The sequence below is a fragment of the Litoreibacter meonggei genome, assembly GCF_003663885.1.
Classification (GTDB): domain Bacteria; phylum Pseudomonadota; class Alphaproteobacteria; order Rhodobacterales; family Rhodobacteraceae; genus Litoreibacter; species Litoreibacter meonggei.
This window is the reverse complement of the sequence record NZ_RCCE01000001.1, coordinates 362,986-387,690: the sequence shown is the minus strand read 5'-3', so window position 1 is coordinate 387,690 and position 24,705 is coordinate 362,986. Positions and strand designations below refer to the sequence as shown.

At 59.6% G+C, this 24,705-nt stretch carries 19 protein-coding genes; 12 read left to right on the top strand and 7 right to left on the bottom strand.

All coding sequences use genetic code 11. The features are described from left to right. Positions 1–1,584, top strand: a complete 1,584-nt coding sequence (locus BCF46_RS01810) for a thiamine pyrophosphate-binding protein (RefSeq protein ID WP_121021137.1) — start codon at positions 1–3, stop codon at positions 1,582–1,584. A gap of 222 nt (positions 1,585–1,806) precedes the next feature. On the opposite strand, the gene BCF46_RS01805 is transcribed toward BCF46_RS01810, so the two are convergent. Both BCF46_RS01805 and BCF46_RS01800 read right to left on the bottom strand, forming a co-directional pair. Then, positions 1,807–5,205 (bottom strand): ExeM/NucH family extracellular endonuclease, encoded by a 3,399-nt coding sequence (locus BCF46_RS01805; RefSeq protein ID WP_121021135.1) that lies wholly within the window; start codon positions 5,203–5,205, stop codon positions 1,807–1,809. A gap of 445 nt (positions 5,206–5,650) precedes the next feature. After that, positions 5,651–7,366 carry a trypsin-like peptidase domain-containing protein gene (locus BCF46_RS01800; protein ID WP_121021133.1) on the bottom strand — a complete coding sequence of 572 codons (1,716 nt, stop codon included), beginning with the start codon at positions 7,364–7,366 and terminating at the stop codon, positions 5,651–5,653. Positions 7,367–7,555: 189 nt separating this feature from the next. On the opposite strand from BCF46_RS01800, the gene BCF46_RS01795 reads away from it, so the two are divergent. The 8 genes from BCF46_RS01795 (at position 7,556) to glmM (ending at position 18,079) form a co-directional block, all read left to right on the top strand. Next, positions 7,556–8,497, top strand: a complete 942-nt coding sequence (locus BCF46_RS01795; RefSeq protein ID WP_121021131.1) for a glycine--tRNA ligase subunit alpha — start codon at positions 7,556–7,558, stop codon at positions 8,495–8,497. Beyond that, entirely contained in the window at positions 8,494–9,018 is a 525-nt protein-coding gene (locus BCF46_RS01790; RefSeq protein WP_121021129.1) for a DUF6446 family protein, read from the top strand. Before BCF46_RS01795 ends, BCF46_RS01790 begins: the two co-directional genes overlap by 4 nt. Position 9,019: 1 nt before the next feature. Beyond that, positions 9,020–11,152: a glycine--tRNA ligase subunit beta gene (glyS, locus tag BCF46_RS01785; RefSeq protein ID WP_121021128.1), complete on the top strand. Its 2,133-nt coding sequence runs from the start codon at positions 9,020–9,022 to the stop codon at positions 11,150–11,152. Positions 11,153–11,213: 61 nt separating this feature from the next. Further along, positions 11,214–13,805 carry a putative PEP-binding protein gene (locus tag BCF46_RS01780; RefSeq protein ID WP_245989693.1) on the top strand — a complete coding sequence of 864 codons (2,592 nt, stop codon included), beginning with the start codon at positions 11,214–11,216 and terminating at the stop codon, positions 13,803–13,805. 204 nt (positions 13,806–14,009) lie between these two features. After that, positions 14,010–14,636 (top strand): cell wall hydrolase, encoded by a 627-nt coding sequence (locus BCF46_RS01775; RefSeq protein ID WP_425454401.1) that lies wholly within the window; start codon positions 14,010–14,012, stop codon positions 14,634–14,636. Between the two features lie 103 nt (positions 14,637–14,739). Continuing rightward, the gene (locus BCF46_RS01770) at positions 14,740–15,678 is read left to right on the top strand and encodes a dihydroneopterin aldolase (RefSeq protein ID WP_121021124.1); all 939 of its coding nucleotides are present in this window, start codon (positions 14,740–14,742) and stop codon (positions 15,676–15,678) included. A gap of 9 nt (positions 15,679–15,687) precedes the next feature. Then, entirely contained in the window at positions 15,688–16,689 is a 1,002-nt protein-coding gene (gene folP / locus BCF46_RS01765; RefSeq protein WP_121021122.1) for a dihydropteroate synthase, read from the top strand. 49 nt (positions 16,690–16,738) lie between these two features. Then, positions 16,739–18,079 (top strand): phosphoglucosamine mutase, encoded by a 1,341-nt coding sequence (gene glmM / locus BCF46_RS01760; RefSeq protein ID WP_121021120.1) that lies wholly within the window; start codon positions 16,739–16,741, stop codon positions 18,077–18,079. On the opposite strand, the gene BCF46_RS01755 is transcribed toward glmM, so the two are convergent. The 3 genes from BCF46_RS01755 to ilvC all read right to left on the bottom strand — a co-directional run bounded on the left by BCF46_RS01755 (position 18,076) and on the right by ilvC (position 20,760). Then, positions 18,076–18,663 carry a hypothetical protein gene (locus tag BCF46_RS01755; protein ID WP_121021118.1) on the bottom strand — a complete coding sequence of 196 codons (588 nt, stop codon included), beginning with the start codon at positions 18,661–18,663 and terminating at the stop codon, positions 18,076–18,078. The genes glmM and BCF46_RS01755 overlap by 4 nt on opposite strands. A gap of 33 nt (positions 18,664–18,696) precedes the next feature. Beyond that, positions 18,697–19,647: a DMT family transporter gene (locus tag BCF46_RS01750; protein ID WP_121021116.1), complete on the bottom strand. Its 951-nt coding sequence runs from the start codon at positions 19,645–19,647 to the stop codon at positions 18,697–18,699. Between the two features lie 90 nt (positions 19,648–19,737). After that, a complete protein-coding gene (ilvC, locus tag BCF46_RS01745; protein WP_121021114.1) occupies positions 19,738–20,760 on the bottom strand; it encodes a ketol-acid reductoisomerase in 1,023 nt (340 codons plus the stop codon). A 136-nt stretch (positions 20,761–20,896) separates the two neighbouring features. Between ilvC and BCF46_RS01740 the strand changes: the two genes are divergently transcribed. Together BCF46_RS01740 and BCF46_RS01735 are read left to right on the top strand one after the other, a co-directional pair. After that, positions 20,897–21,352, top strand: coding sequence for an Lrp/AsnC family transcriptional regulator (locus BCF46_RS01740; RefSeq protein ID WP_121021112.1), 456 nt, complete (start codon positions 20,897–20,899; stop codon positions 21,350–21,352). Between the two features lie 10 nt (positions 21,353–21,362). Continuing rightward, positions 21,363–21,815: an Lrp/AsnC family transcriptional regulator gene (locus BCF46_RS01735; RefSeq protein ID WP_121021110.1), complete on the top strand. Its 453-nt coding sequence runs from the start codon at positions 21,363–21,365 to the stop codon at positions 21,813–21,815. A gap of 19 nt (positions 21,816–21,834) precedes the next feature. Here the strand turns inward: BCF46_RS01735 and BCF46_RS01730 are convergent, their stop codons facing one another. Further along, the gene (locus tag BCF46_RS01730; protein ID WP_147435917.1) at positions 21,835–22,161 is read right to left on the bottom strand and encodes a hypothetical protein; all 327 of its coding nucleotides are present in this window, start codon (positions 22,159–22,161) and stop codon (positions 21,835–21,837) included. Positions 22,162–22,361: 200 nt separating this feature from the next. Between BCF46_RS01730 and BCF46_RS01725 the strand changes: the two genes are divergently transcribed. Beyond that, on the top strand, positions 22,362–23,489 hold the full coding sequence (locus BCF46_RS01725; RefSeq protein WP_121021106.1) for an aminotransferase class V-fold PLP-dependent enzyme: 1,128 nt from the start codon (positions 22,362–22,364) through the stop codon (positions 23,487–23,489). Here BCF46_RS01725 and BCF46_RS01720 read toward each other — a convergent pair. After that, positions 23,486–24,670, bottom strand: a complete 1,185-nt coding sequence (locus BCF46_RS01720) for a UbiH/UbiF family hydroxylase (protein ID WP_121021104.1) — start codon at positions 24,668–24,670, stop codon at positions 23,486–23,488. The genes BCF46_RS01725 and BCF46_RS01720 overlap by 4 nt on opposite strands. Positions 24,671–24,705 lie beyond the last annotated feature (35 nt).

Genomic DNA, 24,705 nt, shown 5'->3' with positions numbered 1-24,705 from the left:
ATGTCCACCAAACCCCTTGGCGCGCAACTTTCACATATGTTGAAATCCCGTGGCGTGGAGGTCATTTTCGGCATCCCCGGTGTGCACAACCAGGAGATGTATCGCGGGATTGAGGAGGCGGGGATCACCCATGTGCTGGCCCGCAACGAGCAGGGCGCAGGTTTCATGGCGGACGGCTATGCGCGAGCGACCGGCACGCCCGGCGTGGCCTACGTGATCACAGGGCCGGGGCTGTGCAACATCATGAACCCTGTGGGGCAGGCCTATTCGGATAGCGTTCCGCTGCTGGTGATTGCGTCCTGCCTTGACGAAACGGTGGCGACCCGTGGCCAGTTGCACCAGATGCTGGACCAAGAGGGCGCGGGTGCGACCGTTGCCGAGTGGTCGGAGACCCCGCGCACTGCGAACGCCGCGTACCATCTGATCGACCGTGCGCTGCTGGAGTTCCAGACCTCGCGTCCGCGCCCCAAGCTGATGAACGTCCCGATTGCATTGCTGGAGGCGGAGGCCGCGCCCGCAGCGGACCGATCTGTGCAGGTGGCGTTCGATGCCCCCAATTCCGACCAGATCGCCCGCATCGCGGGAATGCTAGCTAAGGCCAAACGTCCGGTGGTGATCCTTGGCGGCGGCGCGTGTCGCGCGGAGGGGCTTGCCGCGGAAGTTGCGACCCGTGCGGGCGCTGCCGTGTTCATGACCAATGCGGGGCGCGGCCTGTATGGTGACGACGCGCCGTTGAGCTTTGGCGCGTGTTTGAGCCGCCCGGGCAGCGCCGATATTATGGCGCAGGCTGATCTGGTATTGGTTCTTGGCAGCGAGCTGTCCGAATGCGACCTCTGGCGCGGCCCGCTGGGCCATGACTGTCCGATGGTCCGCGTCGATCTTGACCCCCAGATGCTGGTGGATCGTCATAACGTCACCGATCCTGTGCTGGCCGATTGCACGGTCTTCTGCGAGGCGCTTTTGGCGGCGATGGAGCCGTCCGGCAGCGATTGGGATGCGGCTGCGATCACCGCCTTGCGGGCGAAGTGGCGCGCCGAGACGGATGCGGACCGTCCGGGGATCGTCCCGCTGGTGGACGCGCTGCGCGCGGTGCTGCCATCTGAGACGATGATCTTCTCCGACATGACGCAATTCGCCTATGTCGCTAACGAGACCTTTCCCATGGACCGCCCCGGCCACTGGCACCACCCGTCGGGCTTCGGCACGTTGGGCTACGCGCTGCCAGCGGCCATCGGTGGCAAGGTGGGGGCTGGGGACAAGCCGGTGATCTCGATCAACGGCGACAGCGGGTTCCAATACAACATTCAGGAGCTGGCGACGGCGGTGGAGCTGGGTCTGAGCCTGCCGATCATCGTGTGGGACAATGGCAAGCTGAAAGAGATTGAGGACGGCATGATTAACGCCCAGATCGCTCCCAATGCGGTGGTCGCCCGCAACCCTGACTTCTGCAAGCTGGCCGAAGCCTACGGCGCCCACGCGGTTGCCCCACGTTCGCTGGAGGCGTTCAAACAGGCGGTGACCGACGCGCTGGCCGCGGATGGCCCGACGCTGATCCACGTGACGCCGGAGACGGCCGGGGGCTAAGGTCCGCTTTGCGGGACAAAGCCTCCGTTCGTTACTGCTACTTCTACGTCCGCTTGTGGTGACGAGAGTTAGTTTTGGCTCGATGGTCAGTTCTTGTGCGGAACGGGTCCAACGACCGCTGTACTCGTTGCTGGCGCATGGTTTGAGCACCTAGCTGCACCTCGCATTTTGTTTTCAAAACGCGAGGCTGATTTAGATGAGTTCGTTCGCCAACCGGTGCTTTTACCCAATCAATAGTTCATTGACGAAGGTGATGTCGTCAAAATCTGACACACCAAGCAAGTCGATCTTGTCGCGACCACCATCAAGATTAATTCGCACAAAGCTATGGAACTCGCGGACACTCGAAATTTCCGCACCGCCCAAGTCAATGACATCCTCTGTGACGTCAAAATCTGCAATGACCGTTTTGTCGCGGGCACCGTCTTCTGCCAATGCCGCAGAAAACACAAAGGTGTCGGCTCCGTCCCCACCAATGACAAAGTCACGCCGACCGTCACCCGCGTGGATGATATCGTCACCGGCACCGCCAAAGACGAAGTCGTTTCCGCGTCCGCCATCGATCTCATCGTTGCCATCACCCGCGACAATTGTATCTCTGCCACGTCCGCCAAAGATCAGGTCATCGCCGCCCCCGGCAAGGACGAAATCATTGCCATTCATCGCATCTATCTGATCGCGACCTTCGGTGCCGAACAAGAAATCACGGCGGTTTGTACCAGCAATCATATTGTAGACCGGAGCAAAATCGAAGCTGACGATAACCGGATCATGGTCGGAATTGCGGGCCGCCGTGTCGCCGTCAAACAGCGTGGGATCGCGACCAAAATCAAGGTTGTAATCCAAGGCGTCGGCCTCGTCGGAGTTGACGTGCCATTCGGTAACGCCGACGACGCTGTCCGCCAGCGCGTCATTGGCAAGCACATAGTCCAAAGTCCCAATTTGACCGTCAAACACATAGGAATAAGCGTCTTCACCAAGTTCGGCGGCTGCAAGATCGGTGAAGCCAGCGTCAGACAGGGTCGTCAATGGATCCTCCCGCGCGTAAGCGTTTAAGTCGCCCAGGATCAACGAATTGCTTGATCCTTGCCCCGTAGGATCGCTGTTCATCCAGTCCGCCAGAATGCTCGCCGCTTCGGTTCGCGTCGCGTTGTTGTTGCCCTGGCCGTCACCTTGGGCCTCGTCCGCGTCGATGCCCGACAGTGAGCCTTTGGACTTCAGGTGGTTGACCGAAACGGTAAGGGTCTGGCCCGTGTCCAGATCCTCAAATGTCTGTGCAATCGCCGGACGGTTAAGTCCACGTCCAGCTCCTAACGGGTCAATGAAGTCGCGCCCTTCAAAGGTCTCTAGGATGGCCATGTCGCCCTGCAGCCCGACCTCTTGCACCTTGTAAATCAGGCCGTTCGAAATCGCGTCACCGCCAACGAATTCCTGCCCCGGATCAACGAAACCGTAAACCTCGGACCCAAGCTCGGCGTTGACGCGGTCAACGATGTCCTTGATCGCGAAGGTATCGCCCGCAAAGTCGTTTTCCAACTCGACCAGCCCCAGCACATCGGCGTCAATTGCGACGATGGCATTCACCAGTTTGTCCGCTTGGCGCTCAAACTCCTCCGGCGTGTCGGCCCCGCGCGGGTCGGAGCCGTTATCCGTCGTTGCACCGGTCACATCAATCGTGGTGAAGTAGTTCAGCACGTTTAGGCTGGCGACCTTGAAGTTGCCGCCGATGTCCTCTGGTGTGTCGGGGCGCGGGTTGGACTGCTCGTAGACGCCTTCTGCGGCGTTGATGCGAAATTCCCCGAAGGAGTATCCAACCACGCCTTCAATCGAGGAAATGACGTCGCCCATCCGAAAGCTGTCCTCAGCGGTCAATATGCCGTCATTGCCGTCGATGATGTTCAACTGGTCCGGGTTCTGGCCCGAAAGGCCGTCATCCAGCACAAGGGTCCGCGCTGCGACGTCTTGCAAGTGCTGCTCGAATCCGGCGGTGTCGGGGTCATTTTCTTGGGTGAATTGCACAGGCCGCCCGTCGGCGCTGACGTTGTATTGGCCGAAGCGGTCCAGATTGAACAATTCCGACACCGTCATATCTTGGGCCACGTTCACCAACATGCCTTCATAGGCTTCCAGATTGGCAACATAGTTGCCGTTACTGTCTTGCATGACATTTGCGGTTGGGAATGCAACGTCCACTGCCGTTGGCGCCAATTGGTCGGTCTCAAGCACCGCAACCGCAGTGGCAGAGATCTGCGTCTGGCCGAAGTTTTCCCCGACCGTTCCGGTGATTTCGACAAGGTCGCCAATGTTGACATCAACCAGCGGAGCAGAGCCGTCGAAGATGAAAATGCCTTCTGAACTCAAATCATCAAAGTCGTAGTCGATTTCTTCTTCCTGAATGTAGAACCCGTTTAGATCGCCTTGGCTGCCGAGCAACCCGTCCTGAAAGTCCGCCGTGACGATGGCGCGGACCGTCACGATTTGCCCTTCCAGCGCGCTTCGGTCGTCGACGCCAATCTCAGCCAGATCTCCGGTGCCACCTGCGCCCTGAATTTCGCTAATCAAAGTGATTTCTGTGGGCGGAGCGATGAAGTTCGTAGCACCCGGCGTAGGCGCCTGAGCGGTAAACTCTCCGGTTCCATCGGGTTGGCGGGCCAAAGCGTCGCCGGTGACATTCCCATTGGCCCCTTCATCCGCCTGCACGCTTTGCCCAAGTGCCGCCAACAGCCCCACGTCGTCAGGATCGTTGGCCCCATAGACAATAGCGTCCAACAGGTTATCGGTTGTCGCAGCGTCCGGCGCTGGCCCATCATAAAGAGCAACCGCATCAGCGCCGTTTTGCAGACCATTGGTGGTGAATTCGATCAGGTCGACATTGGGGACATTTGCCGACCCGATGACGAAGAAGCCATCAGCGTTGGTCGAGAAACCGTCCAACGAGATGACGTCGTAATCCGCGTCGCCGTTGCCGTTATACAAAACGACCGTCAGCCCATCCAACGAGGCGTTGCCAACGCCGCCGTCATAAATCTCGATGAACTCCGCGCTGTCGGTGCTATTTTGGTCGGAGTCGATCTCATTAATCACAAAGGTCGGCTCAGGCGGGGTCGTCTCGAACGAGGCCGTCGGGAATGGGGTGGAGGCACTGGCGTTGGTCGCTTGGCCGTCAAAGGCGTTCGGGCCAGAGAAGCTCCATTGCGAAATGTCGAAGCTGGCGCTTGCCGTCGAGCCGGGGTTCCGCGCGGTCCAGCCATCAAGGTATTCCCAAGCCTGCCCGGTGCCGTCGACATTGATGTCACCAAACAGGTCGATCACCGTGCCGTTCTGAAATAGCTCGATTGCGTCATCGCCGTTCACGGACAGCGCGCTATCGGTGTAGTCTGGGGCAAAGCCCATGAATTCGGTAAACCCAGGTGTTTCGCTTGAGATGTAGATATACGTTCCGGCGGCGGCCGCTACCGAGGGAAAGGTGAATTCCTCGCCATCTGAGCCGTCTCCATTGTTGGCCGACCCGACCCCGTAGATCGAAAGATCGCTAATATCAGTTGTCACAAATAGCTCGACAGCCTTTGGTAAGCCGCCACTCAAAGGACCGTCCAAAACACCCGTAATAATCAATGACATACTTCTCTCCTAAATTTGGCAATCGCACCTTGGCAGCAGATCGCAAAGCCCCGTAGGGCCGAATGAAATGTGGAGCGTAATAAACAAATGGCTAAATGGGTCGACTGGGAACTCTACAACTGTCATCCAAATTGGATGGGTGCGTCTAATATTGATCGAGACGATCTGTAGCGCGTGCTCCGTAACACCTAACAGACAACCCTAGGTTCGGCAGAAAGACAATGATTTCCGAAACCAATATTTTTTTGACTAGTTTGAACTGAGCCACTGTTTAATCTTCATGATGAACTTCGACTTGCATGAGGCAATAGACTGCCGAACTCCGAGACTTCAGGACAACAACGGAATTTCGTCGAATTCATTCAAGCGAACATTGGTTGCTTTGCAGCATCCAGTAGCAAGGGCTCGAAGCAGCCCTCGGGCCGGGTAGAGCGCTTGACCAGCCTTACTCCCAGCAGCCCACGAGCACTGTCATATCGGTGCCCAGAACCACCAGATCCTCGGCATCCAACTGGATGCCGTTGTCGCTGGCAGCGGCGACGACACCGTTTTCGCTTAGGAATGTTGCAAGCACGCTGGATTTCAATGCGAAGCGCACACCGGTTGGCAGGGCTTTGCCGTTTACGTCGTGATCAACCAGCATGCCGGTGACAGCCCCCGTCATATCCATGACAGGGCCACCAACATCACCGGGCAGGGCTGCCAACTCCAGACGTTTCAGTTCTGCCTCGCCGCCGAGACCCTTGAGATCCTCCAGCGTGCCGTAGGTCAGGGTGGGGGCGTCCAGCGCGCCTTCATAGGAATAGCCTGCGACCGCGACAGGCGCGCGCAGGCGACCAACACTCGTTGCCAAACGCGCGTAGTTCAGCGGTACGAGGCTGGTGGACGGCTCCAGCAAGGCCAAGCCGTTGCCAGCGGCCTTCACCGTGGCCTCGTAGGTGTTGTCCAAAGTGATGCGCCCGCAGGAGGCGACGGCCTCGGCGGTGGTCAGCACATGGCCAAGCCCGTCTACATAGAAGCCCGAACGCGACAGGGACGGCTTGCGCACGTCTAGGCCCGACAGCAGATCCACGCCTTGCGCCGTAGCGTCGGACAAGTCGGGTGTCAGCGTGCCTTCTGTCACCACCATGCTTTTTTGCATGATTTCGATCACGCGGGCCATGTCGGCAGCCTTGGCGGGCGGGTAGACCAGCGTGAAGCCTTTGACATAGCCACCCTCGGCTCGGGCATAGGTGTAGGAATGGATGTCTTCGTTTTGTCCCGTCAGGGTAAACGAGCGACGGGCCTTGGAACGCTCGCCCTCCAGCGGGACAATTTCCAGTGTTTGCATGACGTCATAGAGGCCGAACAAGGTGTTCTCGTCACCGGGTTGCGAGATCAACAGCGCTTCGATGCCGGAGCCGTCTTTCTCGCGGTATTGAACGAAAGGGTATTCGTATTTGTCGAACTCGACGAGGCCGATGGGCATGGTAAGTTCCAGCCCCGCCTTGTTTTCGTTAACCTGACCCAGACCCAACGCGGCGAGTGCGCTGGTGTAACCATCCATCAGTACCTTGCGTTGCTTGGTGGTCAGGATACCGGTGGCCTTGTAGCCATTTGCGTCCTGCCACCTGGCCATGGAATTGCGGGTGCCTTTGCCGAACGAACCGTCGATGGAGGATTTGTAGTAGCCGAACCATTGCATTGCCACTTGCAGTTCTTTTTTCTGATCACGGCTCATCAAAGCCTCGGTTGTGCGGGCCTCGCGTGGCGTTTCGTCCAGCTCGACAGGTGCCGGGGCTGGTGTGGGCGTAGCGGTCGCAGGCTGTTGGGACACCTCTGGCGTGGTGACCGCAGCGGAACCGCCGACGGGCCAGAACTGCTGGCGATACGGGCGATTGTCGGAAATGTAGCTGTCGCCGGGGATGATGCCCGCGCCGCGCAATTGGCGCAGTTTGGCTTGGGCCTCGGCTTCGCTATACGGGCCAAGCGTCAGGGCGTACCAGCCTGTGCGCAGGCGGAAGCCGTTCACGTCTTTCAGGGCAGAGCTGTAGGCCCGTGCGCGCTCTTCGGCGGCGCGCAGGCTAGGAAGCGCCTCGACCTGCACCCAAGACTGGGCAGCTGCGGAAAACGCAACGCTTGATGTGGTCAAAAACAAAGCTGCAAAAATACTGCGCGACATACTCAAATCCCCATTGGTCCGACGGGCGATCTGCGTGCCGCCCCGAATCTTATTAGCGCAAGTTATCACTTAGGGCGGCAGGTGCATCTGAAAAGGTTGTGTTCACAAGGTTCTTTGGGCGGTTCTGTTGATTGACCCCTCCACACGGGTTGCCTATTGAGAGGCCAAACGAACATCAGGGCGAGCATCATGGCCGAAACGCTGCAAAAACCGCGCTCCTTTCAGGAGATCATCATGCGTCTGCAAAGCTACTGGGCGGCCAAAGGCTGCGCGGTGTTGCAGCCCTATGACATGGAAGTGGGGGCAGGGACATTCCACCCCGCCACGACACTGCGCGCGCTGGGCCCCACGCCGTGGTCTGCGGCCTATGTGCAGCCCTCCCGCCGCCCCACTGACGGGCGCTATGGCGACAGCCCGAACCGCTGGCAGCATTACTACCAGTATCAGGTCATCATCAAACCCTCGCCGCCTGACTTGCAGGCGCTCTACCTCGGCTCGCTGGAAGCCATCGGCATCGACATGAAGATGCACGATATCCGCTTTGTGGAGGACGACTGGGAAAGCCCGACGCTGGGCGCTTGGGGCCTTGGCTGGGAAGTCTGGTGCGATGGTATGGAAGTGTCGCAGTTCACCTATTTCCAACAGGTGGGCGGCCACGACTGCAAGCCGGTCTCGGGCGAGTTGACATATGGCTTGGAGCGCCTCGCCATGTATGTGCTGGGCTTCGATGACGGCAACGAGATGCCGTTCAACGACCCCGACGCGCCGATCCCGCTAACCTATGGCGACGTGTTCCGTGAGGCGGAGGCGCAGTACGCCCGCTGGAACTTCGACGTGGCCGACACCGACACGCTGCTGCAACACTTCAAGGACGCGGAGGCCGAATGCGCCCGCATCTTGGCGCAGCGCGCAGACGATCCCAAAACAGGCCGCCGCATCGTTATGGCGTTGCCTGCCTACGACCAGGCCATCAAGGCGTCGCATGTGTTCAACCTGCTGGATGCGCGCGGGGTGATCTCGGTCACCGAACGCCAAGCCTATATCGGGCGGGTGCGCACGCTGACGGTCGCTTGTGCGGATGCCTTCCTGCAGACGGCGGCGGGCGGCTACACGCCGGAAAATGCGGCATGAATGGCAAGTATATCGGGATTGGTATCATGGTGATTGCACTGATTGCGGGCGCGAGCCTCTACTACCTGCAAGTCTACCACTATTACGCAAAGGTGGAGACGCCGGAGGCGGTGCAGCTGGTTTCCGTCGTCACGGGCGAGCCGGAGGAGATCATCGCGGATGGTATCACCGCCATCGACGCCACCTCGTCGCCCATCCGCTACCGCGCGTGTTTCAGCACGCCCATGTCCCATTCCATGCTGACCGAAACCTATCAGCTGGCAGACGGCGCGATCCCTTTGACAGCGCCGGATTGGTTCGACTGCTTCGACGCGACCGAAATCGGCGCGGCGCTGGAAGACGGCACCGCGCTGGCCTTCTTGGGCAAAGAGAACATCGAATACGGGGTGGACCGCATCGTGGTCATCTTCGAAGACGGGCGCGGCTATGTGTGGCAGCAGCTCAATGATTGCGGACAGCGCGCCTATGACGGCACCGCCGTCGGCCCCGAATGCCCGGCACGACCGACAGAAAGCAACTGATATGCCTGATCTTCTGATCGAACTCTTCTCCGAGGAAATTCCCGCCCGTATGCAGGGCAAGGCCGCGGCTGATCTGAAAAAGCTGGTCACCGATGGCTTGGTCGAAGCGGGGCTGACCTATGCCTCCGCCGGTGCGTTCTCGACGCCGCGCCGTCTGGCGCTGTCGGTAGAGGGGGTGTTGGCCGCGTCGCCCGCTGTGAAGGAAGAACGCAAAGGCCCGAAAGTCGGCGCGCCGGAGCAGGCTTTGGCAGGCTTCTTGCGCTCGACCGGATTGAGTGAAGACCAGCTGGAGGCCCGCGACGACAAGAAGGGTCAGGTCTGGTTTGCGGTGATCGACAAGCCGGGCCGTTCTGCGGCGGAAATCGTGGCGGAGGTGTTGGAGCAGACCGTGCGCAATTTCCCGTGGCCCAAGTCGATGCGCTGGGGTGACGGCACGTTGCGCTGGGTGCGGCCGTTGCATTCGATCCTGTGCATTCTGTCGGATGAGGCAGGGGCAGAGGTTGTCCCGCTGGACATTGACGGCATCAAGGCTGGCGACACCACGCACGGCCACCGCTTCATGGCGTCGGATGCGTTTTCGGTAACGTCTTTCGATGATTACGCAACGAAGCTAAAGCGGGCCAAGGTGGTGTTGGATGCCTCCGAGCGGGCCGATCACATCTGGGCCGAGGCCACCAATCAGGCGTTCGCGCAGGGCATGGAAGTTGTCGAGGATCGCGGGCTTTTGACCGAGGTCGCAGGGCTGGTCGAATGGCCCGTGGTACTGCTGGGCAAGATCGAGGAGCAGTTTCTGGACCTGCCGCCGGAGGTACTGAAAACCTCGATGAAGGAACACCAAAAGTTCTTCTCGGTGAAGAACCCCAAGACGGGCCGGATCGAGCAATATGTGACCGTCGCCAATATCGAGACCGCCGATCAGGGCGCGACCATTCTGGCCGGCAACGGGCGGGTGCTGTCGGCGCGTCTGGCCGACGCGAAGTTCTTTTGGGAGAACGATTTGCGCATCGCCAAAGCGGGGATGCAGCCGTGGGTTGATGCGTTGGAGAATGTGACGTTCCACAACAAGCTGGGGTCGCAGAAAGAACGCATTGAGCGCATCGCGGCTCTGGCGCGTGAGATTGCTCCTTCAGTCGGGGCCGATCCTGATCTGGCAGAGCAGGCGGCGCGAGTGGCGAAGGCTGATCTGTCGTCCGAGATGGTCTATGAATTCCCTGAACTTCAAGGGCTTATGGGGCGTTATTACAGTGATGCCGCAGGTTTGCCTGTTGAAGTGGGCGCGGCCTGTGAGGAGCATTATTCGCCGTTGGGTCCGTCCGACGACGTGCCGACCGCGCCTGTGTCGGTGTCGGTGGCTTTGGCCGACAAGATCGACCTGCTGACGGGCTTCTGGGCGATTGACGAGAAGCCGACAGGGTCGAAAGACCCGTTTGCGCTGCGGAGGGCAGCGTTGGGGGTTATTCGGTTGGTGTTGGAAAACCAGATACGCATCCCGCTTGAAGGATTGATCGTTCGTAAATTTGATCAATTGGCTGCCTTCCCGATTGGCTTGATTGTTGGCGGAAAGGGAGAGGGACCGTCCGGCTTGGATGATATGGTCGGACAAGTTAGCAGTGACCTCCTCTCCTTCTTCCACGACCGCCTCAAAGTCTTCCTCAAGGACAAGGGCATCCGCCACGACATCATCGACGCTTGTATCGCCATGCCAAACAATGACGATCTGACCTTGTTGGTGAAGCGGGCAGAAGCGCTCTCGGAGGCGTTGAGAACCGACGACGGCGAAAACCTGATCCAAGGGTTCAAGCGGGCGAACAATATCCTCTCAGCGGAGGAAAAGAAGGACGGCGTATCCTACGAGTTGGACCCGAACATCAAATTCGCGGAAGGTGATGAGGAAAAGGTGCTGTTCGCAGCTCTGGATACAGCCGACGCCATAATCAAGCCCGCGATGGAGCAGGGCAAATTCGCTGAAGCCATGCACGCCATGGCACAGTTGCGCGGCCCGATCGATGCGTTCTTTGAGGCCGTTCAGGTGAATGATGAGAACCAAATCGTGCGCCGCAACCGTTTGTGCCTGCTGCACCGCATCCGCACCATTTGCGGCGGGGTGGCCGATCTGACCAAGATCGAAGGGTAACACCCGCCAAAAATCTGCGGCGTGCCGGTGCGTCGCCCTTGTTTGAACACTTAACTCCCCTATGCTGCGCCGCAGTATGTTGGACCATTTGAACTTTGAGCTGATTACGCCCACCGCTGCTATCCACCGGAAGCTGCATGGCGCGCGGGCGAAATGCCTGCAGCGCCTTATCAGGCTTGATATGCCGGTGCCGGACACCGTGGCGATCTCGACCCCCACGGTGCGGGCGATTGCGGGCGGGCAGCAGCCGGAAATGGTACGGCTTCTGGAACATTTCGGCAGCTGGCCGGTGATCTCCGTGCGCTCGTCTCCTGTGATGCCGGATTGGGGCGGGCCGGGGACGATCCTGAATATCGGCATGAACCGCACCAACGAGGCGTTTTTCGCCTCGCGTCTGGGCTCGGACGCGGCGGCGGCCCTGCATTTGAAATTCATCCGCTCCTATGCGGTCGATGTGGCACGGCTGGATGACGAGATGTTCGACATCCCTGACCTGACCGTCGACAAAGCGCTGACCGCCTATGAGGACGAAACCGACGAGGCTTTCCCGCAAGACGTGGAAACCCAGTTGTTCAACGTACTCAAATCCATGTCACGGGCGTGGGAAGGCACTTCGGCCCGCCTGCTGCGCATGTCCAAAGGTGCGCCGGAAAACGCAGGGCTGGGGCTGGTCGTTCAGCGCATGGCGTTTGGCATGGGCAAGGGCGAAAGCGGCTCTGGCGTGATCCAGTTCATCAACTCGGATAGCGGCGATGCGCAGGAAGTGGGCCGTTACAAGCGCCAAAGCCAAGGCCGCGACGCGCTGAGCGGCGCGCATGATGACACGATGTATCTAACCCGTGACGAGCGTGGACCATCCCTGGAGGAGAGCCAACCGGAGGTGTACTCTGAGCTGTGCCGTCTGGGCGACGTGGGGCGCACGGGGTTGCGCGAAGAAATGCAGATCGAGTTCACCGTCGAGGGGGGCAACCTGTTCATTCTCGATGCGGTGAACACCCCGCGGTCGGCGCGCGCGGAAGTTGTCGTTGCCACGGCCTTGGCCAATGACGAGATCATATCGCGCGAAGATGCGGTGTTGCGAATCGAGCCGCGCGCGATTTCGGAATTGCTGCACCAGCAGGTGGCCCCGAAAGCGAAACGTGATCTGATCACGCGCGGGATTGCCGCCAGTCCGGGGGCGGCGACCGGCAAGCTGGTGTTTGACTCGTTTGCTGCGCAAACCGCCGCGGCACAGGGCGAGGCGTGTATTCTGGTGCGCCGGGAAACCAGCCCCGAGGATGTGCGCGGCATGCACGCGGCCAAGGGTATCCTGACGGAGCGCGGCGGGGCCAACGGCCATGCCGCCGTGATTGCACGCGGGTTGGGGCTGCCTTGTGTGGCTGGGGCGACTGATATCGATATTGATACCAAGGCCCGCACGTTGACCGCGTCTGACGGGCGGGTGTTTTCCGAAGGCGACATGGTGACGTTGGACGGCACCAAGGGGCAGGTTCTGGCGGGCGCTATGCGTTTGATCGAGGCCGGCATTGGTGGCGCGTTCCGCGAGCTGCTGACCTGGGCCGACGAGATGCGCGATATTGGCGTACGCGCGAATGCGGACACGCCCGAGGATGCCGAGGTGGCGATGCTGTTCAATGCCGAGGGTATCGGCTTGTGCCGCACCGAGCATATGTTTTTTGACGAGGATCGGTTGACGGTCTTACGCGAAGCCATCTTTGCCGAAGATACCGATGACCGCGCGGCAGCCTTGTCGCGTTTGCTGCCGATGCAGCGCGCCGATTTCCGTGACATGTTCCGCATCATGGCCCCGCGCCCGGTGTGTTTGCGCTTGTTTGATCCGCCCTTGCACGAGTTCCTGCCGTCCACCCGCGCAGGGATTGTGGAGCTTGCAGATGCGTTGGATATGAGTGCGCGGGAAGTTCAGGTCCGCGTGGATGATCTGTCCGAGGTCAACCCGATGCTGGGGATGCGCGGCGTGCGCCTCGGGATCACGGTGCCGGAAATTTACGAAATGCAGGCCCGCGCGATATTCGAGGCGGCGATCGAGGCGTCCTCGGAAGGGGCCGTTGTGGTGCCGGAGGTGATGATCCCGCTGGTCTCGGCCAAACGCGAGGTCGAGATCGTGAAGTCCCGTATCGACGCGGTCGCGGCGGATGTGATGAGCGAGACAGGCAAAACGCTGGAATACCGCCTTGGGGTGATGGTGGAGACACCGCGCGCAGCACTTCGTGCGGGCGACATCGCGACTCATGCAAGCTTCCTGAGTTTCGGGACCAATGACATGACCCAGATGACCTATGGTCTGTCGCGTGATGATGCCGGCCGGTTCATGTCGGACTATGTCAATCAAGGTGTCTTTGCAGAGGACCCGTTTTTGGCGTTGGACCAAGACGGGGTGGGCGAATTGCTGGCGCTTGCGTCCGATCGGGGGCGCAAGGTGCGCTCCAAGCTGACTTTGTCGGTCTGCGGCGAGCATGGCGGGGACCCTGAAAGCATCGCATTTTGCCGGTCTTTGGGCATGGATTACGTCTCGTGCTCTCCATATCGAGTGCCAATCGCGCGCTTGGCAGCGGCCCAGCTGGCGATTCGCGAACCACTCAAGAAGGACGACGTCTTCGAGTTTCCCGAGGACAAAGGATTTGTTCCCCTTTAAGTCGCCGCTACCATATCTTGAGAGATTTAGGCGAAATTATGGCGAAATGACGCGGTACTCGGCCCATGGGTGGATTCTTTAACGATCTGGCACTAAGTCCCACGACTGACGGTCATCTGGCGATCGTTGTAATGGGGTATGGCCCCAAGGCAGAGAGTAATGGGTTTTTGTAGTGCAGCGATTAAAGCTGTTGGCGCATGTTGCGTGATTTTTTCCGTCGGCTCCGCGATCGCGGATGGCGTGGCGTCGACCTCGTCCGGAGCGTCGCTCGCTTTCAATTCAGCGCTTCTGAATGCCGAGCGTGTGCATCAGGAGGGACTGGCTTCCCTGCAACCGGAACGTCTGGTGAGAATTTCCACGCCCGTTGGCCGAAAAGGCGTGGGCGCAGGCAATCTGATCACTGACGCCAGCACGCTGCGGGCGTTGCCGTCCGCCACGGGTGGTCCACAATGGCGCTGTCTGACCGAAGCATTGTATTTCGAAGCACGTGGCGAAACCGTCCGAGGCCAGATCGCGGTGGCTGAAGTTATACTAAACCGCGTGTCGTCCTCGCGCTTCCCCGACACGGTGTGTGGTGTGATCAGACAAGGCACCGGTCGGAAATTTGCCTGCCAATTTACCTATACCTGCGATGGACGCCCCGAAAAGGTCAGCGAACCCGCTGCGTTTGATCGCGTGGGCAAGATTGCCCGCATGATGCTGAACGGCGCACCGCGTAAGCTGTCCGGCGGGGCCACGTTTTACCACACGACGGCGGTGAACCCGAGTTGGGCTCGCAAGTTCCGCCGTACGGCACGCCATGGCGTTCACTTGTTCTACGCCCGCTCCTGAGTCTCGTAGACGGTAGCAAAAAGGTCGCAATTGACCTGTTCTCGGTAGGCATTCGCCTGCTAGAAAACGCGCGACACTGCTTTGCGACCGGAAGGCCCGCCCTATGAGTTCCGATATCCGACTGGCCTTTGCGCACCCGTCCGAGCGTGCCGCCGCGACGTCCGGCGATGAACTGCGCGACCGTATTTCGCTGCGTGACCATATCCGTGAGGTCGAGATCGGTGCCTTTCAACAAGAACGCGGCACCCTGCAAAGGATTTGCTTCAACATCGTGGTCGAGGTCCGATTGCCCGAGCTGACTGGCGCGGGAGGGGTGGATGATGATGTGGACAAGATCCTGTCTTACGACACAATCACCGAGGCAATTGACCGCGAATTACAGGCCGAGCGGCTGAATCTGCTTGAAACACTGGCTGCTAAGGTGGCCGAAGATATTTTGGCGGACCCTCGTGCGGCGCGGGTCTTTGTGCGCATCGAGAAGCTGGACCGTGGCCCGGGCGCGCTTGGCGTCGAGATCGTGCGCGACCGCGAGATGATCTTGGGCGTGGCGGATCATACCACAGAGGTTTCGCCGCTTGTGGCGTTTTTGGGAAATGACGTGATCGGCTCGGATGCTTTGACATCGGCGCTGGATGCGTTGGAGAGCAATGCGGCACCGGTGATCTTATGTGTTCCGATGGGGGACGTCGCCGTTCCGCGGGCAGATCATCCGGCAGCGCAGCGTCGGATTGATCTTCTTGCATTGGAGCAAAACGCGTGGGTGTTGGCGGCGCGGGATCGTCGCTGTGTTGTGGTCTCGACCCGCACCGAATTGGACTGGGCCATCAAGCACGGCCAGATGAGCGTTTGGGCCCCGTCCAAATTAGTTCTCGACGCGACGGATGGGCCGGACACGGATACCCGTGATGCGGTTGCTTTGGCGGAATGGTTGGCAGGCGAATTCCATGCGGCACGGGTCGTGTCCGTTGGGGACATGACCGACGGCGCAGGCGAGGTTATCGCGTTGCAGGACCTGTTGGCCAAGGGGCCATTGCTGCGATAAACACGGGGCATGTCAGTCTATTTTCGCCCGATCATCCAAACCGACCCGAAACTCCCATCTGATGCGGTGCTTCTGCATGGCGGCCCATTGTGGTTCCACCGCGTAGAGCCGTTGGAGCGTGGGGTCGCTCATGCTCTGATGCCAGCCTCGGAATTGCCAACGGAATTTCTCGACCGATTGAGCGCGCCCCGCGTGGTGTCGGGGATGCCCAAAGATCGCGCCGCCCTGATGGGGGTTCTTAACGTCACTCCCGACAGCTTCTCTGATGGCGGTGAATTCATGGCGCCAGACAAGGCCATTGCCCATGCGAAGAAGATGATCGCGGCCGGTGCGGACATTCTGGATATCGGGGGCGAAAGCACCCGTCCGGGCGCGGCTTTTGTGCCAGAGGTCGAAGAGGTTGCGCGAACTGCCCCGATCATCACAGCGCTGCGCTCGGCTGGTGTGGAAACACCAATCTCCATCGACACGCGCAAGGCCGCGGTGGCGGAGGCCGCATTGTCGGCAGGGGCCAGCATGCTCAACGATGTGTCAGCGATGACATACGATACGGCGATGGCTGCTACTGCTGTGCGCTCTGGCGCGCCGATTTGCTTGATGCATGCGCAGGGTGATCCCGAAACAATGCAAAAGGACCCGTATTACGACCACGTATTGCTGGACGTGTTCGACTATCTGAAAGAGCGTATCGCAGTGGCCGAGGCGGCAGGAATAGCCAAAGATCGCATCTTCGTCGATCCGGGCGTAGGCTTCGGCAAAACGCAAGCTCACAATCTGTCATTGATCCGTGGACTAAGCCTATTCCACACATTGGGCTGCCCGATCTTGCTCGGAGTCTCACGAAAACGCTTTATCGGTAACATTGCGGGGGTGGAGCGGGCGGAAGACCGCGCATTCGGCTCGGTATCGTTGGCGCTTGAAGGAATTAGACAGGGTGTTCAGATCATCCGCGCGCATGATATAGAGGCGCATAGTCAAGCTTTCGCCTTGTGGCGGGCAATGCATACATAACCACAATCTTCGCGAGCCAATCGCGGGAACCAAGACGGGAACGCCTTACATGGCAAGAAAATTCTTCGGCACCGACGGGGTGCGCGGCCGCGCGAACACATATCCAATGACAGCCGAAATGGCACTGAAGCTAGGGGCTGCTGCGGGTCGGTATTTTCGCAAAGACCAAGGTCGCCACCGCGTTGTTATCGGCAAAGATACCCGCCTGTCTGGCTATATGTTCGAGAATGCTTTGACGGCGGGGTTTACCTCCACGGGCATGGACGTGCTGCTTTTGTCGCCTGTGCCAACGCCTGCGGTGGGGATGTTGACCACGTCGATGCGCGCGGATGTCGGGGTGATGATTTCGGCCTCGCATAACCCGCATTACGACAATGGTATCAAGTTTTTCGGCCCCGATGGATTCAAGCTGTCGGACGAGGATGAAATGGCCATCGAGGCGCTGCTGGAAAGTGAAATCCTGCCTGCGCAATCGCAGAATATCGGCCGCGCCAAGCACATCTATGATGGACGCTTTCGCTATAATGAGCGGGTCAAGTCGACGCTACCCTACGGGATGACTCTCAAAGGTCTGAAGGTCGTGATCGATTGCGCCAACGGCGCGGCATATCGGACTGCGCCGGAAGTGCTTTGGGAGCTAGGGGCGGAAGTGATCCCGGTGGGCGTGTCACCGAACGGATACAATATCAACGAGGGCTGCGGTTCAACCAATGTGACCACTGCCGCAGAAGCCGTCGTGGCGCATGGGGCGGATGTCGGCATTTGCCTTGATGGTGACGCCGACAGGGTGATGATGCTGGATGAAACCGGCGCTGTGGCTGACGGCGACCAGTTGATGGCGCTGATGGCGACCCGCTGGGCGGAAGAAGGCCGCTTGAAAGGCGGCGCTTTGGTTGCAACAGTGATGAGCAACCTGGGGCTGGAGCGGCACATGGAAAGCCACGGTCTGCGACTGGAGCGCACCAATGTCGGCGACCGCTACGTGGTCGAGAGGATGCGCCAGGGCGGCTACAATCTGGGCGGGGAGCAATCCGGCCATATCGTCATGACGGATTATGCCACGACCGGCGACGGGCTGGTGGCCGGTCTACAGTTCCTCACCGCTATGAAGCAGTTGGACAAGCCTGCCAGCGCCTTGGTGAAACAGTTCGAGCCATGCCCGCAATTGCTGGAAAACGTGCGTTACGGCGAGGGGAAAACCCCGCTGGAAGACCCAACTGTTAAGACAGCAATTGCAGATGCTGAGGCGTCCCTTCAAGGAACCGGAAGGCTTCTGATCCGTAAGTCAGGAACCGAGCCGCTGATCCGTGTCATGGCCGAGTGTGAGGACGAAGCCGTACTGGCACACGCCGTAGGCTCGGTCGTCAAAGCGGTCGAAGCGGCGGTCTAGCGCACCTTAATTCCGTTCATCCCGAAGATCAGCGATCCGTCTTTGGCCTGTAGAAGCGTGCCAACTGGCGTGCCCGCCGCTTGAAGCTTTGCTTTGGTTGGAATGTTCTTTGTCTTTGCGCGCTTGAAGGACTGATTGGGGCGGAACGACATGCTGAAGGTCGGGTAAGGAACAGGGATCGGACCTGCCGGTGGCGGCGGGGTGCTTAATACAACATCGGGAAACGCGAAAACTGCCTTTCCGTTGTGGTAGAGCTTGCCTACCGGCTTGGCTCCATCCATGTAGGATTTCATGGATTTTCGCCCCAGTTTGCCCAACAAGGGAACTTTGCTTAGGGTTGCTTTCTTTTCGCTCACAAGTTGGACTGGCTGGAGAAGATTTATAAGCCAGACTCCTGAAGAGAGTACAAGATAAAGATAGTTCAGCAGGATCACTCGCCCGGTTACAATCAGCGCGATCTGCGCTGGACCCAAAGCAAGAACATCGCCCTTGTCTTTGTCAGTCGTAGCGAAACCCGGTGTGGCAGGCAGGATTAAACCGGTTGCCGCGAGCGCGCTAACTTCACAAAAATCTCTACGTTTCATCTGACACTTCCCCTCGTTAATGCACGGGGTATATCAGATTTTTGGTGAAATGTCGCGTGGCGCGGTTTTGGCCCGTCCACGACGCAAATGGCTCCACTGGCTAAGGCCAATGCCGGACAGGATAATCGCGAGCGCGAAAAACAGTTGTGGGGGAAGGGTTTCGCCCATGAAGCTCACCCCGAGAATGACCGACCAAACTGGCACCTGATAGCTGGTCAGACTCATGAATAGAGAGCCTGCGGTGGTGATGACGCGCACACGTATCACTGCGGCAAGCGCGGTTGGGAACAAGGCGGCGTAGATCAGCGCGGTGGTTGGTTTGGCGGGGAAGCTGTCGGGCCAGCCTTCCGTGATTGCAGCGATAGGGATCAAGATGGCGGCGGCCACGAGTAGGGTTGCAGTCGCAAACGCGATTGGCGGCATCTTCGGCGCGCGGCGGGTAACGACCGATCCGGCCGCATAGCATCCGGCGGCGGCAAGGCAGGCGAGACGGCCCATCCATTCGTTTTCGTGACCCGTGGATGCCGCTGCACCGGGACCGACCAGTATGAACAACCCGACGAACCCCAGCAGCATGCCCAGCACGCGGCGGGGTCCGATACCTTCCTCCTTCGAGAACAGGTAGACCAGCGGCAGCACCAGCAATGGCACCGCCCCCATGGCCACCCCTGCGAAGGCGGAAGGGACGAATTGCTGTCCCCAACTAAGTAACGCGAACGGCAGCGCCACCGCGCCCGCGCCTATGATGATTGCGAAGACCCATGCGCGGCCAGTCGGGATTTTATGAACGCCCTGACCCAAAGCTGTGCCGATCATGGCCAGCGTGATTCCGCCCAGTCCTGTGCGCCACGCGGAGACCGTCCACGGCCCGAACCCGTCCAGCGACAGGCGTACCGACATGAACGCTCCGCCCCAGATGACGCCGAGGGCGATCACAAGGAGCCAGTTGAACAGGCCGGGGTTTTCGGGGGATGGGGTGCTCATGTGCCTAGCGATAAATGAAAAAGGCGCCCCTTGCGAGACGCCTTCGTCAATTGCAGCCCAAAGTTCGGTCTGAACCGAACTATGCGGCGCTTAGTTTTTCGCTTTGTCGACCATTTTGCCCGCGGAAATCCACGGCATCATGCCGCGCAGTTTCTCGCCGACCTGCTCGATCTGGTGCTCGTCATTGATGCGACGTGTTGCTTTGAACGACGGCTGGCCAACGGCGTTCTCGACCATGAAATCGCGCACGAATTTGCCGGTTTGAATGTCCGTCAGAACCGCTTTCATGCGGGCCTTGGTTTCCTCATAGGGCAGGATGCGCGGGCCGGAGACGTATTCACCATACTCGGCGGTGTTCGAGATCGAGTAGTTCATGTTGGCGATGCCGCCTTCATAGATCAGGTCCACGATCAGCTTGGTTTCGTGCAGGCACTCGAAGTAAGCCATTTCGGGCTCGTAGCCAGCTTCTACAAGGGTCTCGAAGCCCATGCGGATCAGCTCGACGATGCCGCCGCACAGAACGGCTTGCTCGCCGAACAGGTCGGTTTCGCACTCTTCGCGGAAGTCGGTTTCGATGATGCCGGAGCGACCGCCACCGATGGCGGAGCAGTAGGACAGGCCGATTTCCAGCGCTTTGCCGGAGGCGTCTTTGTCGACAGCAACCAAGCAAGGCACGCCGCCGCCTTTGGTGAATTCGCCGCGAACCGTGTGGCCGGGTCCTTTGGGGGCCATCATGATGACGTCGATGCCGGCTTTTGGCTCGATCAGACCGAAATGGACGTTCAAGCCGTGGGCGAATGCGATTGCAGCGCCTTCACGGATGTTGTCGTGGACGTATTTCTTGTAGGTTTCGGCCTGCAATTCGTCGGGCATGGTGAACATGATCACGTCGGCCCAAGCTGCGGCTTCGGCGATTTCCATGACTTTCAGGCCTTCGCCTTCGGCTTTCGCTTTGGAGGCAGAACCTTCGCGCAGGGCGACCACAAGGTTTTTCGCGCCGCTATCGCGCAGGTTCAGCGCGTGGGCGTGGCCTTGGGAGCCATAGCCGAGGATGGCGACTTTTTTGTCTTTGATCAGGTTCACATCGCAATCGCGATCGTAGTAAACGCGCATATCGGGCGTCCTTATGATTTGGTTTCGATTGCTGCCAACATACCGGTCTGGCGGACAGGGGCCAGAGATGAAGTGACGGTATTTTTGGAAAATATGTTATCTGGTATTCGTGTAATTAATCATTTAATAAAAAATCATGCTTGATGACGCTGACCGCCGCCTGTTGCGCTATTTGCAATCCGATCCGACCGCCCCTGTGTCGGAATTGGCGGAGCGTTGCGCGATGCAGCCCGCGACCGCCGCGCGCCGGTTGGAGAAGCTCAGCGCGAAGGGTATCCTAAAAGGGCAATACGCGGTGATCGACTGGGCCAAGTTGGGTTTTGCGGTGGAGGTCTCGTTGCGGTTCACCTTGGACAAGACAGCACCACGCGCCTTTGACGAGTTCCAAGACGCCGCGCGCAAAATCCCCGAAGTTATTGCCATCCAGACCTTCCTTGGCCGTGTTGACCTGCGCCTGTCGGTGATTGCCCGCGATATGGCGCATTACCAAAGCCTCTACCGCAACCAAATCCTGACCCTGCCGCATATCGCGGAGGTGGAGGCGTTGATGCATGTCGCCACTATCAAAACCACCGAGACGTTACCGATATGAGGGGGCCGATATGAGTTGGGACGCCACAGATTTCGCCATCCTGCGCGCGCTTAGCGCCGATGCCACGCTCAGCGCGGGGGCGTTGGGGCGTGATCTGGGCCTCAGCCAGCCCGCCACATGGCGGCGCATCAAACGGTTGCAGGACGAGGGCGTGCTGGCAGGCCGCCGCGTCGACCTGGATGCGGAGGCGTTGGGGTTCGGTGTCACGGTGTTCCTTGGCGTGAAGCTCGCCACGAAGGGGCGCGTCAGCCTTGAGGATTTCGAGCGCGCGGTGACAGCGATCCCCGAGGTGCAAACCGTGCAACATGTGCTGGGGCTGTATGATTACCGCCTGCGCGTGGTCGCCCGCGACCTGTCCGACTTCGAGCGGGTCTTGCGCCGCCGCGTTATGACCTTGCCGGGGGTAGGGGATGTGGAGGCCAATGTGCTGCTGAGCGAGGAGCGGTTGGCGGGGCTGCTTTAGACATTGCTCACTTGGAAGGTTACCATCGTGAGTGCAGCTTCCTGCAGGCATCTTCGCCAAATTCCTTAGCCCAAGTTTCTAATTCGGCCCAATACGGTGATTTCTTAGCAACGGCTTCTGCGCTCCACATCTTTAGAACTTGAGAAGTTGGAACAATGTCCGTTTCTGAAGCAATTCCGATAAAATCCATCAAGTAGGAATCGTGATCTTTAAGTCCTGCGTCTGTAGCGCGGCTTAGAATGAGACGCGTTCCTTCGATGTACCCGATTTCACCTTCAATCATCTGTCGGCAAAGTTCTTTGATTTCTAGTCGTGTTTGCTCTTGGAGCGGTGCATTCAATGACATGCACATTCTATAACAAAGAAAAATAGCATTCGGTAGTTTGTTGATATTGTCTGTTCCTCACTTCGTTATTGAGAGTTTTCACATATGCGAGTTTTGAAAGAGGAATCGGGCTTAGTGTTTTTAGGCAAAGATGCGGAAATAGACCGTGCATCCCCGCACAATCCCCCCTAATTTCCTCCTGAAACTCAGGAGGTTTACCCATGTCAGCATTGCTCGAAAACGTCGATCCCGAAGGTCTGCGTGAATTCTCGGTGGTGTTCACCGACCGCTCGCTCAACTCCATGTCCGAGAACTTTCAGAAGGTTATGACCGATATCTCGGAGATGCTGAAAGACGTCTACAACGCCCATAGCGTGGCCCTTGTCCCCGGTGGCGGCACCTACGGGATGGAGGCTGTGGCCCGTCAGTTTGCCCGCGACCAGCGCGCCTTGGTTGTCCGCAACGGCTGGTTCTCCTACCGCTGGAGCCAGATCATGGAAGCGGGCGGCCTGCCGTCCGAGGCGACCGTGATGAAGGCCCGCCAGACCGGCAATGACACCCGTGCACCGTTCGCACCTTGCCCGATTGACGACGTGGTGGAGCGTATTCTTGACGAGAAACCGGCGGTGGTCTTCGCGCCGCATGTGGAAACCTCCGCCGGGGTGATCCTGCCCGACGACTACATCAAGGCCATGGCCGACGCCGCCCACGAGGTTGGCGCGTTGATGGTGCTGGACTGCATCGCGTCGGGCTGTGCTTGGGTGGATATGAGGGCGACGGGCGTGGACGTTCTGATCTCTGCGCCGCAAAAGGGCTGGTCCTCCACGCCTTGCGCCGGGATCGTGTGCATGTCGGAGCGGGCGCGCAAGAAGATCGACGAGACCACCTCCGACAGCTTCTCCATCGACCTGAAAAAGTGGCTGACGATCATGGAAACCTACGAGGGCGGGGGCCATGCCTACCACGCGACCATGCCCACGGACGGCTTGCGCGCGTTCCGAGACACCATGCTGGAGACCCGCGAATACGGCTTTGAGGAGTTGCGCGAGGCGCAGTGGAAGCTGGGCAACGGCGTGCGCGATATGTTGAAGGCCAAGGGGATCACCTCGGTCGCTGCGGACGGGTTCGGCGCGCCTGGGGTTGTGGTCAGCTACACGGATGATCCCGATATCCAGAACGGCTCCAAGTTCCTCGCAATTGGCGTGCAGATTGCCGCTGGCGTGCCGCTGCAATGCGACGAGCCGGATGACTTCCGGACCTTCCGCATCGGGCTGTTCGGCCTCGACAAACTCTATGACGTCGACGGAACGCTGAAAGCGTTGCAGGAGATCATGGACACGGTGCTTTAACGGGCGCCAAGGCCCAGTTTCATAAGAGATTTGCGGATCGGGGCAGCGTCATGGATCGCCCCGATACCCGCAGAGCGCAAGTCCCTGATCCATGTCGTTTGCGACATGGAGGTGCGGTTCAGCAGGTCAATGCCCATCACCCGCGCCTTCACCGCCAGACGCCGCTTCTTGTCATAGGCGTCGAGCATGGACTTGCTGCCAAGCGGGTGCAGGCGGGCAAGCTCCAGCAACTCGCTGAGGTCGGTCAGTGACATGTTCAGACCCTGCGCCCCGATGGGCGGGGCCACGTGGGCGGCTTCGGCGATCAAGGCCACGCGCTCGGCGCTGAACCGCTCGGCGATTTGGCTGATGATCGGCCAGAGCGTGCGCTTCGAGGCCAAGGTGAGCGGGCCAAACAGGTGGCAGGACCGCTCCGACATTTCTTGGTTGAAGGCGTCCTCGGACAGCGCACAGAGACGGGCGGCCTCGGGGCCTTTTTCCATCCACACAACGGCGGAGCTTGGTTGGCCGTCATGATCGGGCAGCGGCACCAAGGTGAATGGCCCGCCGGTGCGGTGAATCTCGGTTGAGACATTGTTGTGTGGGATCGGATGCGTGACCGCGAAAGCCAGTGCCTTTTGCCCGTAGCGCGTTGTTTTGGCATCGATTCCCATGCTCTCACGGATGAGGGAATTGCGCCCGTCGGCAGCGATCACCAGCTGGGCGGTGCGTGTTGTCCCGTCACTAAGCCACAGCTTGGCAGAGGCGGAGCGGGTGAAAATTTTGGTGCAGGCGGTGCCGGGCAGGAATTCCACATTGGGCAATTCCGCCAGCCGCGCGACAAGTTTGCGGCGGATCAACCAGTTGGGCAGGTTCCATCCAAAGGGCAGATCGGAGATGTCGAAGGCGTTGAAATCACGGGTGGCGCGGGGTTCGGCGGCCTCGCCGCCTGCGTCCACGATCCGCATGGTTTGCAGCGGCATCGCATGGGGGCTGAGTTTGTGCCAGACGCCTGCCATTTCCAGCACCGGAATAGCGGGCTGCAAGAACGCGGTGGAGCGCAGGTCCGCGCCATCCGCGTCGCGTTCGGTGATCGGCGGGGCGGGATCGACGCAGGTGACGTTGAACCCTTGGCTGCCGAACAGGCAGGCCGCAGTCAGGCCCGCAACGCCGCCACCGGAGATGAAGATATCTGTGCTCATGGGGTGTAACCTATGCCTCGGGCGGGCACTCGCCA

What these genes read in the sequence shown, in the direction of transcription:
- BCF46_RS01810 (WP_121021137.1), top strand. Translation starts at nt 1, where the DNA reads ATGTCCACCAAACCCCTTGGCGCGCAACTTTCACATATGTTGAAATCC.
- BCF46_RS01805 (WP_121021135.1), bottom strand. Translation starts at nt 5,205, where the DNA reads ATGTCATTGATTATTACGGGTGTTTTGGACGGTCCTTTGAGTGGCGGC.
- BCF46_RS01800 (WP_121021133.1), bottom strand. Translation starts at nt 7,366, where the DNA reads ATGTCGCGCAGTATTTTTGCAGCTTTGTTTTTGACCACATCAAGCGTT.
- BCF46_RS01795 (WP_121021131.1), top strand. Translation starts at nt 7,556, where the DNA reads ATGGCCGAAACGCTGCAAAAACCGCGCTCCTTTCAGGAGATCATCATG.
- BCF46_RS01790 (WP_121021129.1), top strand. Translation starts at nt 8,494, where the DNA reads ATGAATGGCAAGTATATCGGGATTGGTATCATGGTGATTGCACTGATT.
- glyS (WP_121021128.1), top strand. Translation starts at nt 9,020, where the DNA reads ATGCCTGATCTTCTGATCGAACTCTTCTCCGAGGAAATTCCCGCCCGT.
- BCF46_RS01780 (WP_245989693.1), top strand. Translation starts at nt 11,214, where the DNA reads ATGCTGCGCCGCAGTATGTTGGACCATTTGAACTTTGAGCTGATTACG.
- BCF46_RS01770 (WP_121021124.1), top strand. Translation starts at nt 14,740, where the DNA reads ATGAGTTCCGATATCCGACTGGCCTTTGCGCACCCGTCCGAGCGTGCC.
- folP (WP_121021122.1), top strand. Translation starts at nt 15,688, where the DNA reads ATGTCAGTCTATTTTCGCCCGATCATCCAAACCGACCCGAAACTCCCA.
- glmM (WP_121021120.1), top strand. Translation starts at nt 16,739, where the DNA reads ATGGCAAGAAAATTCTTCGGCACCGACGGGGTGCGCGGCCGCGCGAAC.
- BCF46_RS01755 (WP_121021118.1), bottom strand. Translation starts at nt 18,663, where the DNA reads ATGAAACGTAGAGATTTTTGTGAAGTTAGCGCGCTCGCGGCAACCGGT.
- BCF46_RS01750 (WP_121021116.1), bottom strand. Translation starts at nt 19,647, where the DNA reads ATGAGCACCCCATCCCCCGAAAACCCCGGCCTGTTCAACTGGCTCCTT.
- ilvC (WP_121021114.1), bottom strand. Translation starts at nt 20,760, where the DNA reads ATGCGCGTTTACTACGATCGCGATTGCGATGTGAACCTGATCAAAGAC.
- BCF46_RS01740 (WP_121021112.1), top strand. Translation starts at nt 20,897, where the DNA reads ATGCTTGATGACGCTGACCGCCGCCTGTTGCGCTATTTGCAATCCGAT.
- BCF46_RS01735 (WP_121021110.1), top strand. Translation starts at nt 21,363, where the DNA reads ATGAGTTGGGACGCCACAGATTTCGCCATCCTGCGCGCGCTTAGCGCC.
- BCF46_RS01730 (WP_147435917.1), bottom strand. Translation starts at nt 22,161, where the DNA reads ATGTCATTGAATGCACCGCTCCAAGAGCAAACACGACTAGAAATCAAA.
- BCF46_RS01725 (WP_121021106.1), top strand. Translation starts at nt 22,362, where the DNA reads ATGTCAGCATTGCTCGAAAACGTCGATCCCGAAGGTCTGCGTGAATTC.
- BCF46_RS01720 (WP_121021104.1), bottom strand. Translation starts at nt 24,670, where the DNA reads ATGAGCACAGATATCTTCATCTCCGGTGGCGGCGTTGCGGGCCTGACT.